This is a genomic window from Moraxella sp. FZFQ2102 (genome assembly GCF_024137865.1).
GTDB lineage: Bacteria > Pseudomonadota > Gammaproteobacteria > Pseudomonadales > Moraxellaceae > Moraxella.
In genome coordinates, this window is sequence record NZ_CP099960.1 from 1,750,143 (window position 1) to 1,765,990 (window position 15,848).

The window sequence follows — 15,848 nt, forward strand, 5'->3', positions numbered from 1 at the left end:
GGTTAATTAATGGTTCGCTGTGCACGCCCTACTGTACTAAGATTAATTTTAAACACACCAAATGAATGCTCAATAACAATATTTTTGCTTGGGATCAAAATCCAAGTGTCAAAACTCACTGCAGTTACATCATCAAAGGCTCTAACAAGCTTCTCTAGACTTGTTACTAAAATTGGCAAATTACCATCATTCCATATAATGCAACAGTGATTCTGCCCAATAATAGATTTCAACTTCAACAACTCTGATGCATGACGGATATCTGAATTATTTAATATGCAATCCCAATCAATCTTACCATTTCCTGCTGTCATGATAGGAAAATTATTTATAAAATAATCTAAAATATTATCCTTTTGCTTTCCTGTAAGAACCTTGGGATAATCCAAAGCTGTCACTGCTTCATCAAATAAACTCATTTGTCAATCCTTTCAATTTTAATTATTAAGCTGTTTAAGATATTACTTAAAATCATTTTCATTACCCTGAATTGGAATGACATACTTTTTTAGTATGATAGGGCGCGTACAACGCACCACTGAAACTGAGTTTATATTTAGCAAGCATTACAGATGGGTTGGGGATGGCTCTGGAGTGGTTTATGGTATCAGAAAAATATAAAGAGAATCAATTTTTTCAAGAGATGGGTTTGTATACGAATGCAATAAATATGAATTTTCAAAAGCTTTATTTTATGCAATTGCCACTTTGGTGATTTATGGGTCGCACGGTTGAGAGCAAAAGTACAGCAGAATACACACCCCAACCACTTTACAACTGCCCCGACTGTGGATTGATGGTCAAAAACACCACTTCAGGGCGATTAAAAATCCTAGGGATATAGCGTGTCGATTCACGAGCCAGTCCACGACTGACGATGAGCTGTGTCTGCTGACTGTGGCTTGATGGGTTGGGCAGTTGATAGCTGCCACCAGCGTATTTTGGCAGAATGCCTTGATTGGGTGCAAATAACCCATTGATTAGATATGGCACACGCCACTGCCCACCATGTGCATGCCCACTGATAACGATGTCAAAAGGATAGCGCGTATAATCAGTGATGTGCTCAGGGCGATGGCTGATTAAGATATTGGGCTTTTGAGCCTTGGCAAGCTGCCCAACCGTCCTGAGATCCTGTGCGAATCGACCGCTGAAGGGATCTGACACACCCCAAATCATCACAGGACTGTCAGCACTGATGGCTTGACCTTGACCATGTAGGATGTGGATACCGTATTGGCGGATTTTTTGTTCTATCTGCTGATAGGCGTCATGGGGTAGGTACAGTTCGTGATTGCCATTGACATAATAGACATTGGGCGTGATGGCAGACAGCTGGGATAATAGTACATCTGCGTGCGTCTGTGGCAATACATCATCATAGATATCACCGCCAAGTACGATGGCATCGATGTGTCGAGATGTCAGGACATCGATGATTTGGCTTTGGTTATTGCCATAAAAACAGCTGTGCAAATCGGTGATGATGGCAATGCTTAGCGTCTCTGTCGCAGGTGAGCCATGCGGTGCTTGCCAAGTGTAGTGCCGTACGATGATGCGGTCATCGGTCGCGATGATACTGATAACCAATAAAATCGCAACCGCTATCCAAAACCGAATCGAGCCAAACCAATGACGCATAGTATCTAGGTCTAATACTGTCTTTGGCGGAGCATCTCATAAAAGCAGATACTGCCTGCCACGCCGACATTGAGACTCTCTTGACCACCAGGCTGCGGCAGAGCGATGGCGGTGGCTTGGTTTAGGATAGCAACTTCGACGCCTTGACCTTCGTGTCCGAGCACCCAAGCGACCTTGCCAGTCAAATCATGATCATAAATCACCTTATCCACATGACTGCTGGTGGCGTACAGCGGCGTTTTGACAGATGATAGTAGTGCATCAGTACTCACCTGCTCGATGATGGTCAGCGAAAACTGCGCCCCCATGCCAGCGCGTAGGCACTTGGGTGACCAAAGGCTTGCCGACCCTGCCGTGCTGATGATGGTGCTGATACCGACCGATGATGCACTGCGAAGTAGCGTGCCAGCATTGCCTGCGTCCTGTACGCCATTTAGGATTAGGCAGTCATCCGTGATGGTGCTGAGCGCCTGTGTAGGCACATCGATGATTGCCATCACATCGACGCCATCACCTAATGTGCGGATGTCTTTGTAGAGCTTATCGGTGATGGTGATGATGGCTCGCTCATCCATCTGTGCGATGATGGGTGCAATCTCTGGGTGATGGATGGCGGTTTCGCTGATGATTAGCTTGTCCACTGCCAAGCCTTTATCCAAATAAGCGGTCAGTAAATGCACGCCTTCAAGCACGGTCTGCATACTTTTTTTGCGAGTACGGTGATTGGTAAGTAGTGCATGGGCGTGTTTGATGGTGGGATTGTCTTTTGAAGTGATAAAATTCATGATGTTTTGCTGATTTGGGAAAATGGCATGAGAATTTGGGATAGGGTGTTTTGGTATTTATGTAGCCAATCTTGACATATTTCAAAGAATTTGGCAATAATTTCCTTTTTATGATTATCGTCCACTTCTATTGTATCAAAAAGTTCCATTTGATAGCCAAGTTCAATGATGTCTGCTTTTATGTCTTCTTGAAAATTGTCATAAAAACAAGGTATGTTTAATTTATTCCAAGTAATTGGTAATTGCAGCCATGATTTGATGTAGCACATGGTGAAAATCAGTGATAAATCACAGATTTGTAATGATGGGAAATCTAACTTTTGGCAGATGAGTAATAGGGTTTCTTTGCTTTCATGATAATTCAAATCATCAAATACGATGTTTAACATCAAGTCGTCATAAAATCCCAAGCTCATCAGCCAATCGTTAAATTTTATAATGTCATTATTGGATAATAAATCAAGCTGTAAGTAGCATAGTGTAAATACAATGTGATATTGATTATTATTCATAATGAAACATGACATCTGGTGCATGGCTTAGGCTGGCTCACCATTTGCCAAAATACCTGCTTTGGCGTGCAATTCTTTGACAAATGCCACTTCTTCGATGGCACCCAGTACCACAGGGATACGCTGATGGATGTGTGTCGGCTCAATCTCCATGATGCGAGCCACAGCATCGGTTGATGCACCGCCTGCTTGCTCAATCACAAAGCTCATCGGATTGGCTTCGTACATCAGGCGTAGTTTGCCTGCTTTGCCGGCAATCTTGGTATCAAATGGATACATAAATACACCGCCACGAATCAAGATACGGTGTACATCAGCAATCATCGCTGCCACCCAGCGCATATTGTAGTCTTTGTTTCGTACGCCTGTATCACCGGCGACCAGACCATCGATGTATTCTTGGATTGGCGGTAGCCAGTAGCGATGATTTGATGCGTTGATGGCGTATTCAGCAGTGGATTTGGCGATTTGTACGCGTTCATTGATAAGGATATAAGCTTGGGTATTTGGGTCAAAGCTAAACATCGCCACACCATCACCCAAAGTCAGTGCCAGCATGGTCGATGTACCATAAATAAAGTAACCAGCGGCAACTTGGTTTTCACCTTTTTGCAAAAAATCTTCGGCAGTGGCTGTTTTACCGACATTATGATACGGCAAAATCGAGAAAATCGTCCCAACAGTCATGTTGATGTCGATATTGCTTGAGCCATCGAGTGGATCAAACAACACGAGCAATGAGCCGTCTTCGTTGGCAGGGCTGATGTCGTCAAGCTCTTCGGATGCCACGCCTGCACAGTGTGGATTACGAGTCAGGGCACCTAGCAGTAGATCATTTGAGATGACATCGAGTTTCTTTTGGGCTTCGCCTTGGACATTTTCGTTACCCGCTTCGCCATGAATGCCAGCCAATGCACCTTTGTCCAGTAGATGGCTGATTGAGATACTGGCGGTGGCAAGCGTGGTCAAAGTGCTTGCAATCTCAGGTGTGCTATGTGTTTGCAGATAGTCGTGTAAAGTTGTCATGGTTCATCCTTTGTTGTCATGGCGGTTGTTATGGCGATGGCGCTGTCAGATTGGCGATTTTCTTGATAAAAAATCTCATTTTTTGCTTTGTAGTTGGCGGTAAATCGGCTAAACTATAAAGCATCAAACCAAATCACGATTCCAAAGCCATTGTACACATTATTTTATAAAATAAATTAATTGTCGGCACAGTGCGTACTTGCCAAACAATCTGGCTAATAGTGTAGCAAATTTGCCCTAGAAATCATAGGTTTTTGTGTGGTGATTGGGTAATGCTTTTTAAACTACTTGCAAGGATATCTCTATGTCGCAAAATATCTTGACCGATGTCGATGCACGACTCAATGCATCGCTAGTCCGCCCACAGCTGAATGATGATGGGGCGATTCGTCACTTTTTGGGCGTGGAAGGGCTAAACAAAGCTCAGCTTGAAAATATCATCACCAAGGCAATGAGCTATTTTGACCAAGATGGTAAATTGACCAACACCGAAGAGCTGGCAGGACGCACGGTGATGAATCTGTTTTTTGAGCCGAGCACTCGCACACGCATGACTTTTGAAGCTGCCCAAAAACGCTTGGGGGCAAATGTGCTAAATATCGACATCGCGCGTTCAAGCACCACCAAGGGTGAGAGCCTGCGAGATACATTGTGGAATCTTGAGGCGATGAGTGCCGATATGTTTGTCGTCCGCCACAACGCATCAGGGGCGGCACATTTTATGGCGACACAAGTCACGCCAAATATCGCCATCATCAATGCAGGCGACGGCTGGCACGCTCACCCAACCCAAGCAATGCTTGATATGCTGACCATCCATCGTGAAGCAACCAAGCCATTTGATGAGCTGTCTGTCGCCATCATCGGCGATATCAAACACAGCCGTGTGGCACGCTCTGATATCTCTGCATTAAAGACACTCGGCGTCAAGGACATTCGTGTCATTGCACCACGCACTTTATTACCCAAAGGGATTGAGCGTTATGGCGTGAGCGTCTTTGAAAATATCGATGAAGGCGTGGTGGATTGTGATGTGCTGATCGGTCTGCGCATCCAAAATGAACGCATTGGCTCGCCGTTGTTGGCATCATCGAGTGAGTATTTTAAGGCATATGGCATCACCGATGAGCGCGTGACAAAGGCGCGCCCAAATGCACTGGTCATGCACCCAGGTCCGATGAACCGCGGTGTCGAGATCGCATCGACCGTGGCGGATGGCCCGCAGTCAGTGATTCTAAAGCAGGTCAATAACGGCATTGCGGTGCGCATGGCGGTGATGGCGCTGTCGGTCGCAGGTCAAGATGCTTATAAGGGCTTATAAATAAAGTTTGTAAGTAATTAGAATATTTTAACGGATTGTACAGATTTTTAATAAGGCAAATCATGAAAAATTATCTACCAAGCGACTGGCAAACCGTCACTTTTGCAAATAAATTCGATGATGATCATTGGGTGTTTCCACCGATCGTCGATCTGTGCGCGCGTCTGCGTGAACCAGGACATCAAGCGCACGGCACTTTAAAATCTGAAGGCACGGCTGCGCGCAAAAACGGCATTTTACACATCGTATTGCCGCCTGATACTGACCCAATTTTACAAAATGGCTCGCTGCTAAAAGGGCTTCGCGAAAAAGCCATGCAAGATGGCGGTGTGTATCTGCATATCCTGGGTGCGCTGACCGATGGGCTCAAAGGCGAACAACCTGCCAATCTTGCTGGCCTAAAACAAGGCGGTGCCATCGCAGTGACTAACGCCAGTAAAGGCTTTGCCAATGATACTGTCATGCTACGCACGCTAGAGTATGCGGCGACTTTTGGGCTAAAAGTATTCTTTTATCCTGATGAGCCAAGCCTATCCAAGGGCGGTGTGGCACATGAGGGCTATATCGCATCATTCCATGGTTTGCAGGGTATTCCTTGGCTTGCTGAGACGGTGGCACTGTCCAAGCAGCTATTGATGGTCGAAGAGACTGGCATCAGTGCACATTTTAGCCAAATCACTTGCCGCACATCGGTCGAGTTGATTCGTTGGGCGAAATCTCGTGGCTTACCGATTACTTGTGATGTCGCCATGCATCAGCTGCATCTGACTGATGATGATATCGAGGGCTATGATGCCAGTGCTTATGTACTGCCACCACTTCGCAGTAATACTGACCAAAAAGCACTGATTGCAGGGCTAAAAGATGGCACGATTGATGCGATTTGTAGTCATCATGAACCATTGTCATCATCAGCCAAGCAAGCACCGTTTGGCGAAGCAACCCCTGGTATTAGCAATTTTGATACTTTTGTGGCACTGGGTGTCAAGCTGGTCAAAGATGGCATCTTGACCGCTGATGAACTGGTTGCCAAAATCTGCACCAATCCAGCCAAAATCGCTGGCATTGATGATTATCAGACCATCGGCGGTGCTATCGTCATCGATCCTGAGCTGTCTTGGCAGGTCGGTAGTGATACCATGTATTCAAAAGGCAAAAACACGCCATTTAGTGGTCAGACATTGACAGGGCGTGTGGTGGCAACGACTTTTGAATAACCAAACTTTTCAATTATTGATTGAAAAGTTCAATGCCAAAAACCGCTTGCCTTGATGATAAAGGTGGCGGTTTTTTTTAATTTATAGTGATTTCACTTCAAAAACCACCAAAACCGTTCGCCCTGAGCTTGTCGAAGGGTAGGCGGTTTTCCGTTATGGTTTGACTTTGCTCACCATGAACGAAACCGATATGATGTATTTTTAATTTGATTAACTATAAATTAAAATAATTTGCTATAAATTTATCATTAATACCAAATTATGCATCGCTTTTAAGTACCGATAAAGTACTCATAAAAACATTGCATTACTCCAAGCACTTTTGGTATATTTGGCTTTAATCAACAGATAAGGAAATTCCGATGACCACACCATCATTGGCACACATCTTGGCTACCACACCGATTCTACAAGCACCGATGGCAGGGGCGACGAATGTCGATACTGTGATAGCGGCACAGCAAGCAGGAGCATTGGGAGCGCTTGGTGCAGGCATGATGTCGCCTGCCCAAATCCATCAAGCCATCAGTGATATCAAGGCGCGGACAGATGCGCCATTTTGTGTCAATTTGATGGTGCTATCTGACGATGCGACCAGTCAGTATAGCCAAGCGATGCCAACATGGTTAAGCGAGCTGTATCAATCACTAGATGTCGTGCCTAGCCTTGATGATAAGCCTGCGCACAGCTTTGGTGAGCAGTTTCAAGTCTTGCTTGATAATCCTGTGTCGATAGCGAGCTTTACTTTTGGGATTATCAGCACAGGGCAGATGGCGGCGCTTAAGGCGGTCGGCACGCTTGTTATCGGTACGGCGAATCACCCTGATGAAGTGCTGGCGTGGTCAGCACTGGGCGCGGACGCAGTGATCATACAGGGTGCAGAAGCAGGCGGTCATCGCGGCGGCTGGCTGTGTGAGAGCGATATGCCATTGGTATTGGCAGAGTTATTTAGTCAGACTAAGCAGTGCTTAACACAAGAAAATATTGACACACCAATCATCGTCGCAGGTGGTATCGCTGATCGCGCGCAGGTGGTGCGATATTTATCGGCAGGCGCAGCAGCGGTGGTGGTCGGCACGGCGTTTTTGAGCACGGTTGAGTCTTGTATTTCGCCAATTTGGAAACAGCGACTGCTGGCAGGCGGTGAGACTCAGCTGACGCGGCTGTATTCGGGCAAATTGGCGCGTGGCTTGGTGACAGAATATATGCAGCAGTTCGCGCATCTAGATGGACTTGAGCGACATGACCAGCTGCCAGTGTATCCGACGCTGAACGCCATGACCAAATCCTTGCGCGCGCACGGCACTAAGACTGCCAATAGTGAGCTGATGAGCCTATGGGCAGGGGCGAATGTCGGCGCGTGCCGTGATGAGACGATGGCGGCATTAGTGGGGCGGTTGGTTATGTAGGGTGGTTGGGTATTGGAGGGTGTTTTATCGTATTCATTCCATTTTTCATAAACCCCCTCCCAGCCTCCCCCCCTTTTTTTTTAAAAGGGGAGGAGTGGTATCTTGCAGGCTGATGTTTGCAAAAGGACGCTCCCTCCCCTTAATTAAGAGGAGGGCTGGGCTGGGGTTTATTGGTAGATATTTTATAATTTTCAACCACAAAAAATCCACCGTTCACACAGTGGATTTTATATTGCTCATTCTATTCAATCATGAATATAGCCCTTGCCTTCATCGGTGGCAAACACAGGATGATCGGCATTGGGGATGGCTTTGCGTAGCAGCAGATAACCTGCGATACCTGAGATGATCGAGCCTAGAATAATGCCAAGTCGCGGATCGAAGCCTTCAGGAATACCGCCAAAGGCAAGCCCTGAGATGAACAAGCTCATCGTAAAGCCGATACCGCACAGCAAGGACACGCCGTAGATTTGCTTCATATTTGTGCCTGTTGGTAGGCTTGCCAAGCCAAGCTTTAGGCAAAGTAGCACCGCCGCCATCACGCCGACTTGCTTACCGATGAACAGACCTGCCGCGATGCCCAGTGGCACAGGATGTAGCAGCGTATCGATGCTTGTGCCTGCCAGACTGATACCGGCATTGGCAAAGGCGAATAATGGCAAAATCCCAAACGCCACTGTCCCGTGCAAATCATGTTCCAGCTCTTCAAGCGGTGAATGTTCAGGGTCGTGTTTGTTGCGCAGTGGAATAAAAAATGCCAATAGCACGCCTGCCAAAGTTGCGTGTACCCCTGATTTGAGCATCGCTGCCCACATGATAAGACCGATGAGCAGATAAGGTGTCAGACGCACCACACCCATTTTGTTCAACAGATACAAAATTGGCAAGCAGACCGCCGCCACACCCAATGAAAATAGGGATAAATCAGCCGTATAAAATAGCGCAATGATGATGATCGCACCCAAGTCATCAAAAATTGCAATCGACACTAAAAATACCTTCAAGGCATTTGGCACGCGATTGCCCAAAAGGCTAATCACACCCAAGGCAAAAGCAATATCAGTCGCCGCAGGGATCGCCCAGCCTGCCAACTGCTCAGGATTTTGGTAGTTGAATGCGGCATAAATCAGCGCAGGGGCGATCATACCACCGACAGCCGCCAAGGCAGGCATCAAAATTTGCTTGACATCAGCAAGCTCACCGATCAGTGCTTCGCGCTTAAGCTCAAGCCCAACCAAGAAAAAGAAAATCGCCATCAAGCCATCATTGATCCAGTGGTGCGCATCTTTGGCGATCTCAAACGCGCCGATCTGCACCACCACAGGCGCATGGATAAAAGCATGATATAAATCGTGCAAAGGCGAGTTGGCGACGATCATCGCAAGGATGGCAGCCAAGGCAAGCACGATACCGCCAGCCGCTTCTAATTGTAAGAATTTTTTAATTTGGGCGAACATTGCTACTTCCTACTTCGTGTCTCGTCAAGGTTGGTTTGGCTTTGGCGTGATGGATTTATGATAAGATACCAAAGCGTTGATTGTTTTAGAATTACAATTCGTTCAGCGAATCTTGTCAAATTTGCATAAAAAGTTATTAATTAACGCCAATGTATCAAAAAATCAGCGTATAATAAAGTATTTTTTACATTTTACAGCATTTGGGAAGTAAATCTGTGATGGATATTCAATTGGGATTTGAGATTTTGGTGATGCTGTTTGGCGTGGCGATGTTGGCAGGCTTTGTCGATGCGATGGCAGGTGGCGGCGGGCTTTTGACCATTCCTGCTCTTTTGCTGTCGGGTGTGCCACCCATTGCCACCCTTGCTACCAATAAGCTGCAAGCTTCAGCAGGTTCGTTCTCGGCAAGTCTCACCATGATCAAAAAAGGTGTGGTGCGCCCTTATGAGATCAAATGGGCGATTTTGGCGGCGTTTATTGGTTCAGCGATTGCCACGGTGTTGGTGCAGCTGTCGCCACCTGAGATGCTCAAGGTCATCATTCCGTTTTTGGTTGCAGGCGTGGGGCTTTATACGCTGTTTGCCCCAAGTCTTGGCGAGATCGAAAGCGCGCCCAAACTGAGCCAATCCACTTGGCAAAAGACCATTGTGCCGGTGATTGGCTTTTATGATGGTTATCTTGGACCGGGGACAGGGACATTTTTTGCGCTGTCTAATGTTGCGCTGCGTGGCATGGATTTGATCCGCGCAACAGGTGTGGCAAAGCTTTTGAATTTCTCAACCAACATCGCAAGCTTGATTTTCTTTATCTTGGGCGGTCAGGTGCTGTGGAAAGTGGGCTTTGTGATGATGGCAGGGCAAATCATTGGGGCGTTTTGTGGTTCGCAGATGGTGGTCAAAGGCGGTGCGAAATTTATCCGCCCTGTGATTGTGCTGATGTGCTTTGCGATGGTGGTGCGCTATGTGTTTTGGTGAGTGATTGTTAAGATTATTTGGGGTAATTATTGGGTGCGCCCACGCACCAATGTACTATAAGCATTTGATTTTTAAAATAAAATTTAATAAAATCTTGGAAAAATTGATATATCGATTTTCTTAACGGCGCGTATAACACACCTTACTGTTCTGCGCCCTATAATTCTTGATTTGCATAATAATTTTTTATTAAAAAATCTAATTATCCCACCTAATTTTTCAATTCATCCATCACTGATGAAACAGCTCAAAACACACTTGCCGCAGCCATCGATTGTCCGAATTTTTGTGCATACGCGCGTGCCAGTGCTGCTTGACATCAAAGCCTGATAACTCAAACGGCAGCGGATAAATCCGACAGCCTGCATCATCAAGTAAGAACCCAAGTTTTTCAGGGACGGTTGCGATCAGATCGGTATTTTTCACCACTGCATCCACGCCCAGATAGCCTGGCATACGCATCCGAATGTTGCGCGTGACGCCAAGCCGTTGAATTTCATTTTCTGCCATATAATGCCCCGTACCGCTCGGGACGATCTCTAGGTGATTTTCGCGTTCATAATCTTGTAAAGACAAGCTCTCAGCGATACGCGGATGATCATGCCGTACCAATGCCACATAGTGCTGATGAAACAGCGTCTGCTGATAAAATCCTGCTTCTAACTGCGGAATAAAACCAATCGCCAAATCAATCTGCCCGCTACTCATCAGTGTCGGTGTCGCCGCATCGATCGGCACGACATTTAGGCAGATGTGCGGCGCGTGCGTGTGCAGATAGGCGGCAAGCTTCGGCACAAGCTGCAGATGGCTAATATCAGTCAGCCCAAGCGTGAAAGTGCGCGTCGAGATGGCAGGGTCAAAGGCGCGGCGGTAGTCATTGATGAGTCTGACTTGCTCGAGCGTCTGTGTGATCAGGGGTGCAAGCTCTTTGGCGAACTCAGTTGGCAGCATCTGATGACCGACGCGCACGAACAGCTGATTGTCAAAATGCTTACGCAGCTTGCTCAGTCCGATACTCGCAGCAGGCTGTCCGATGTCAAGACTGGCTGCGGCGTGGGAGATATTCTCATGGGTATAAATGGCATGAAACAGCTGTAGCAGGCGGATATCTAAGGTGTGAGCCATGGCACTCTCAAAGGGTGGGTGTGTGCGTATTGTAGCATGAGTATTAAAGTTATTAATAATATTTATTGTGCGTGGTGCATGGATGGCATTCGGCGAGTTTGGTATAATTTGCCAGACCACAAAAAAGTGCCAAACCAAGGAGTAAAACATGGATTTACAATTAGGTCGTCTGGAAGATTTACCACAAGCATATCGTGATGAATTGGAACAAAATAATTTAGTACCGCTGTGGCCAAGCCTACGCGATGTCATGCCGCCTATCACCCCACGCCCAAAATCCGTCGCCACCGTCTGGCCGTATCAGGACATCCGCCCACTACTCATGCAAGCAGGCGAGCTGACACCGATTGAAAAAGCCGAACGCCGCGTACTTGTGCTATCCAATCCAGGTCTTGACATCACCACCATGCGCGCAAGCCCTGTGATTTATTTGGGTATGCAGCTGATCCTACCAGGTGAGATCGCACCAAACCATCGCCACACGCCAAATGCTGTGCGCCTGATCGTCGAAGGTCAGGGCGGCTACACGACGGTCGCAGGTGAAAAATGCCCAATGGAGCATGGCGATCTGATCTTGACACCATCGGGTATGTGGCATGAGCACGGACACGAAGGCGATGAGCCTGTGGTGTGGCTAGATATCCTAGATTTGCCACTGGTGTACTATGCTGAAGCAACTTATGTCGAAGAAGGCGATGACCAAGTCACGCGCAAAGTCGCTAATGAGCCTGTGTATCAAGGCGGTATTGTCCCTGTCAAGCACTTTGAGCGCAGTCAAGCCGCCTACCCAATCCTACGCTACCGCTGGGAAGATGCCAAGCGCGCGCTAGAAAATATCGCCGCAACCGAGCCTGATACCGACATCGTGCAGGTGGCGTATGTCAATCCAGAAACAGGCGAAGATTGCCAAAAAATCATCGGCTACAGCGCCATCATGCTACGCCCACATGAAACCGTACATCTCAAACTTCGCTCAGCTGCACAAGTTTTTCACATGATCGACGGTCAAGTATCGCTGATGGTAGATGATAAGGCAATGTCATTGACACGCTCAGATACCGCAGTGTCGCCTGCCTTTGCACATACGAGCCTGACCAACCTAAGCGATCAGCCAAGCTTTGTGTTCGTCGCTGATGAAGCGCCATTTCAAAAGAAACTAGGGCTGTACAGCGAGCGTGATCGTGCGGATGGCAAATAAAAATTCATCCATTCACCACTGTTTTAACCGACAATAATAAGGCATAATAATATGTTAAAACTGTATAACTTTTTTCGCAGCGGCACATCGCACCGCACGCGCATCGCGCTCAATCTTAAGGGGCTTGAGTATGAATATCTGCCGATCAGCCTTGGTAAATATGAAAACAAAAGCGATGCCTATAAAGCGATTAATCCGCAAGGTTTAGTCCCTGCATTGGTGCTAGAAAGTGGCGAAGTGCTGACCCAAAGCGTCGCCATCATCGAGTGGCTCGAAGAAGTCTATCCGCAGTCGTCACTACTGCCAAAAGATCCAATCGCGCGCGCTCGTGTGCGTGCATTGGCGGCGATTATCGGCTGTGATATTCATCCGATCAATAATAAGAGAATTTTAGAATATCTAAAATCAGAGCTTGGTCAAGATGATGATGTCACGGCGGCATGGACAGCTGAGTGGATTCATGCAGGCTTTAGTGCGCTTGAGACTTTACTTGCCAAAGATACCGCGCGCCACAAGGGATTTTGCTTTGGTGATACGCCGACACTTGCCGATGCCTATCTGATTCCGCAGGTGTATTCAGCGCGCCGTTTCGGGGTGGATTTATCCGCTTATCCGAATATTGTCGCCATCGATGCGCATTGCAATAGTTTAGATGCCTTTAAAAAAGCGCATCCTGATAACCAAATCGATACGCCAAAAATTTAAACCATAGTCTAAAAATTCAAAATAAAACTGCGTTAGCTCGTCTTGCTGTACTACTTGTACTATCTGCGACTCGCCGGCTAGTCTTATTTTGATTTTAACGACCATATAACTTTAATGCTTAAAAATCTACAATCAAGGAGAAAACCAATGTCATATGTATTTGAACCTGTCAAAACCGTCGGTCTAGCCATCAATGGCACGGATGACCAATTCCCAGTGCGCCGCGTGTACTGCGTCGGTCGTAACTATGCCGCGCACGCTCGCGAGATGGGCTTTGATCCTGATCGTGAACCACCATTTTTCTTCTGCAAGCCAAACGATCCTGAATCTATCGTGCCTGTGTCAGCAGGTGTGGCGATTGATTTGCCTTATCCTGATCAGACCAATAATTATCACTATGAGATTGAATTGGTTGTCGCGATTGGTAAAGGTGGTAAAAATATTTCTGTCGAAGATGCCGTTCAGCACATCTTTGGCTATGCAGTCGGTCTTGACATGACGCGTCGCGACCTGCAGATGAAAATGCGCGAAATGGGTCGTCCTTGGGAAATTGGTAAAGCATTTGATTATTCAGCGCCAATCGGCATGATTCACCCAATCAGTGAAACTGGCGAAATCAATAAAGGTGAGATTCACCTAACCGTCAATGGCGAAACCAAGCAAAAAAGCGGCATCGATTTTCTGATTTGGAATGTCGCTGAGACCATCAGCAAATTATCAGAACTGTTTGAACTACAAGCAGGTGATTTGATCTTCACAGGTACGCCTGAAGGGGTTGGTGCTGTGGTCAAAGGCGATGTGATGCAAGCAGACATCGCAGGATTGACGGGCATCACGGTTAATGTGAAGTAATTTTATCATTAGCTTTCCTGCGAAACTAGATTTTCCGTTCGCTCTGAGCTTGTCAAAGGGTAGGAAAACCGTTATGGTTCGACAAGCTCGCCACGAACGGTTTTTTTCTAATTCGGTGTTTTGCAGGAAGTTTGTTTAATAAAGAGCAATCAGCAACCCTTGTGGTTTTGGGATTGTTGATTGCTTTTTTGTTGCCAAAATTTGGTTGATTGGCAAGTTTTATTAAAATAATTCATGTCGTCAAAAGGAAAATCTCATGGATACGACAGCAAACAAAATGGAAGTGCAAGCGTACATTGACGCGCAGCCTTTATCCACGACCCAAAAGCTTATCATTGCTTTGTGCTTTTTGGTGGTGGCGATTGATGGATTTGATACGGCGGCGGTGGGTTTTATCGCGCCTGCTTTGATCGAACAGTGGCAACTGACGCAGCCACAGCTTGCGCCGTTATTTGGTGCAGGGCTGTTTGGTTTGATGATTGGCGCGCTGATTTTTGGGCCTTTGGCGGACAGAATCGGACGCAAGCCCATCATGGTAGGCTCGGTGTTTGTTTTTGGAGCGGCAAGCTTGCTGTCGGCATTTTCTCCTGATTTACAGACGCTGGTGATTTTGCGTTTTATCACAGGTATTGGCTTGGGCGGTGCGATGCCGAACGCCATCACCATGACTTCAGAATTTTGTCCCACCGCGCGCCGCTCGACCTTGATTACCTTGATGTTCTGCGGCTTTACCATCGGTTCGGCATTGGGCGGTATCGTCTCAGGTCAGCTGATTCCTGTGATTGGTTGGCAGGGGATCTTGATCATTGGCGGCGTGCTGCCTTTGGCAATTTTGCCGATTTTGATTTGGTGGTTTCCGATGTCACTGCGCTTTATGGTGACTAAAAATTTCCCAAAAGATAAAGTCGATAAAGTCGCGCGCCGTATCAGTGCCGATGCATCCACGCCTGTGCCTGAGCTTATCGCAGCACCGACGGACAAAGCACAAGTGAGCGTCAAAGAGCTGTTTAGCAAAGAATACGCGCTTGGCACGATCTTGATGTGGGTGTCGTTTTTTATGAGTATGCTGATCATTTATCTGATCTCAAGCTGGATGCCGACTTTGCTAAAAAGCGTGGGTTTCGACCTGAAAATCGCTGCATGGATCACATCAGTGTTCCAAATTGGCGGTACAATTGGCGCGATTTTCCTAGGCTATCTGATGGATAAAAAAGGCGCGTCCAAAGTGCTGTATTTGTCCTACATTGCAGGCGCGATTTTCCTGATTATCGTCGGTCAAGGCATCGTCAGCCTAAATATGATGTTGCTGCTCATCGGTATGCTGGGTGTGGGTGTGGGCGTGTCAGGCTCACAGGTCGGAGCCAATGCGTTTAGCTCAGCATTTTATCCGACGCATTGCCGCGCGACAGGAGTCAGTTGGGCGAATGCGGTAGGTCGTAGTGGTTCGGTGGTCGGCTCGATGGTGGGCGGCTGGTTGATGGCGATGAATCTATCCGCCGATACCATCATTGGCTTGCTGGCTGTGCCTGCGCTACTGGCTGCGCTGATGTTTTTCTTAATCGGTCGGATGATTAAGGCGCGTTGATGGTTGATAGCTTGATGATTTTAAAAAGAAATTTGCAAGTT

At 47.0% G+C, this 15,848-nt stretch carries 15 protein-coding genes; 8 read left to right on the plus strand and 7 right to left on the minus strand.

Annotation, left to right across the window (positions count from 1 at the left end; all coding sequences use genetic code 11):
• Positions 1-2: 2 nt before the first annotated feature.
• From NGM44_RS08270 to NGM44_RS08290, 5 genes are all read right to left on the minus strand, one after another.
• On the minus strand, positions 3-419 hold the full coding sequence (locus NGM44_RS08270) for a hypothetical protein (RefSeq protein WP_253223200.1): 417 nt from the start codon (positions 417-419) through the stop codon (positions 3-5).
• Positions 420-771: 352 nt separating this feature from the next.
• Positions 772-1,641 (minus strand): metallophosphoesterase, encoded by an 870-nt coding sequence (locus NGM44_RS08275; RefSeq protein WP_253223201.1) that lies wholly within the window; start codon positions 1,639-1,641, stop codon positions 772-774.
• Positions 1,642-1,652: 11 nt separating this feature from the next.
• Positions 1,653-2,426 (minus strand): RNA methyltransferase, encoded by a 774-nt coding sequence (locus tag NGM44_RS08280; protein WP_253223202.1) that lies wholly within the window; start codon positions 2,424-2,426, stop codon positions 1,653-1,655.
• On the minus strand, positions 2,423-2,938 hold the full coding sequence (locus tag NGM44_RS08285; RefSeq protein WP_253223203.1) for a hypothetical protein: 516 nt from the start codon (positions 2,936-2,938) through the stop codon (positions 2,423-2,425). The genes NGM44_RS08280 and NGM44_RS08285 overlap by 4 nt, the downstream gene beginning before the upstream one ends.
• Before the next feature lie 27 nt (positions 2,939-2,965).
• Positions 2,966-3,964 (minus strand): class 1 fructose-bisphosphatase, encoded by a 999-nt coding sequence (locus tag NGM44_RS08290; RefSeq protein WP_253223204.1) that lies wholly within the window; start codon positions 3,962-3,964, stop codon positions 2,966-2,968.
• Between the two features lie 304 nt (positions 3,965-4,268).
• Here NGM44_RS08290 and NGM44_RS08295 point away from each other — a divergent pair, with 304 nt between their 5' ends.
• From NGM44_RS08295 to NGM44_RS08305, 3 genes are all read left to right on the plus strand, one after another.
• Complete coding sequence (locus NGM44_RS08295; RefSeq protein ID WP_253223205.1) at positions 4,269-5,285, plus strand: aspartate carbamoyltransferase catalytic subunit; 1,017 nt, start codon at positions 4,269-4,271, stop codon at positions 5,283-5,285.
• Between the two features lie 62 nt (positions 5,286-5,347).
• Entirely contained in the window at positions 5,348-6,502 is a 1,155-nt protein-coding gene (locus tag NGM44_RS08300) for a dihydroorotase (RefSeq protein WP_253223206.1), read from the plus strand.
• A 362-nt stretch (positions 6,503-6,864) separates the two neighbouring features.
• Positions 6,865-7,911, plus strand: a complete 1,047-nt coding sequence (locus tag NGM44_RS08305) for a nitronate monooxygenase family protein (RefSeq protein ID WP_253223207.1) — start codon at positions 6,865-6,867, stop codon at positions 7,909-7,911.
• A gap of 245 nt (positions 7,912-8,156) precedes the next feature.
• On the opposite strand, the gene nhaA is transcribed toward NGM44_RS08305, so the two are convergent.
• On the minus strand, positions 8,157-9,368 hold the full coding sequence (gene nhaA, locus NGM44_RS08310) for a Na+/H+ antiporter NhaA (protein WP_253223208.1): 1,212 nt from the start codon (positions 9,366-9,368) through the stop codon (positions 8,157-8,159).
• 218 nt (positions 9,369-9,586) lie between these two features.
• Between nhaA and NGM44_RS08315 the strand changes: the two genes are divergently transcribed.
• The gene (locus tag NGM44_RS08315; protein ID WP_253224663.1) at positions 9,587-10,342 is read left to right on the plus strand and encodes a TSUP family transporter; all 756 of its coding nucleotides are present in this window, start codon (positions 9,587-9,589) and stop codon (positions 10,340-10,342) included.
• A gap of 231 nt (positions 10,343-10,573) precedes the next feature.
• On the opposite strand, the gene NGM44_RS08320 is transcribed toward NGM44_RS08315, so the two are convergent.
• Positions 10,574-11,467, minus strand: coding sequence for a LysR family transcriptional regulator (locus tag NGM44_RS08320; RefSeq protein WP_253223209.1), 894 nt, complete (start codon positions 11,465-11,467; stop codon positions 10,574-10,576).
• A 148-nt stretch (positions 11,468-11,615) separates the two neighbouring features.
• Between NGM44_RS08320 and NGM44_RS08325 the strand changes: the two genes are divergently transcribed.
• The 4 genes from NGM44_RS08325 (at position 11,616) to NGM44_RS08340 (ending at position 15,807) form a co-directional block, all read left to right on the plus strand.
• Positions 11,616-12,665, plus strand: coding sequence for a cupin domain-containing protein (locus tag NGM44_RS08325; protein WP_253223210.1), 1,050 nt, complete (start codon positions 11,616-11,618; stop codon positions 12,663-12,665).
• Positions 12,666-12,716: 51 nt separating this feature from the next.
• Complete coding sequence (maiA, locus tag NGM44_RS08330) at positions 12,717-13,370, plus strand: maleylacetoacetate isomerase (RefSeq protein WP_253223211.1); 654 nt, start codon at positions 12,717-12,719, stop codon at positions 13,368-13,370.
• Between the two features lie 147 nt (positions 13,371-13,517).
• Positions 13,518-14,222 carry a fumarylacetoacetate hydrolase family protein gene (locus NGM44_RS08335; protein ID WP_253223212.1) on the plus strand — a complete coding sequence of 235 codons (705 nt, stop codon included), beginning with the start codon at positions 13,518-13,520 and terminating at the stop codon, positions 14,220-14,222.
• Between the two features lie 256 nt (positions 14,223-14,478).
• Positions 14,479-15,807 carry an MFS transporter gene (locus NGM44_RS08340; RefSeq protein WP_253223213.1) on the plus strand — a complete coding sequence of 443 codons (1,329 nt, stop codon included), beginning with the start codon at positions 14,479-14,481 and terminating at the stop codon, positions 15,805-15,807.
• Positions 15,808-15,848: the final 41 nt, after the last annotated feature.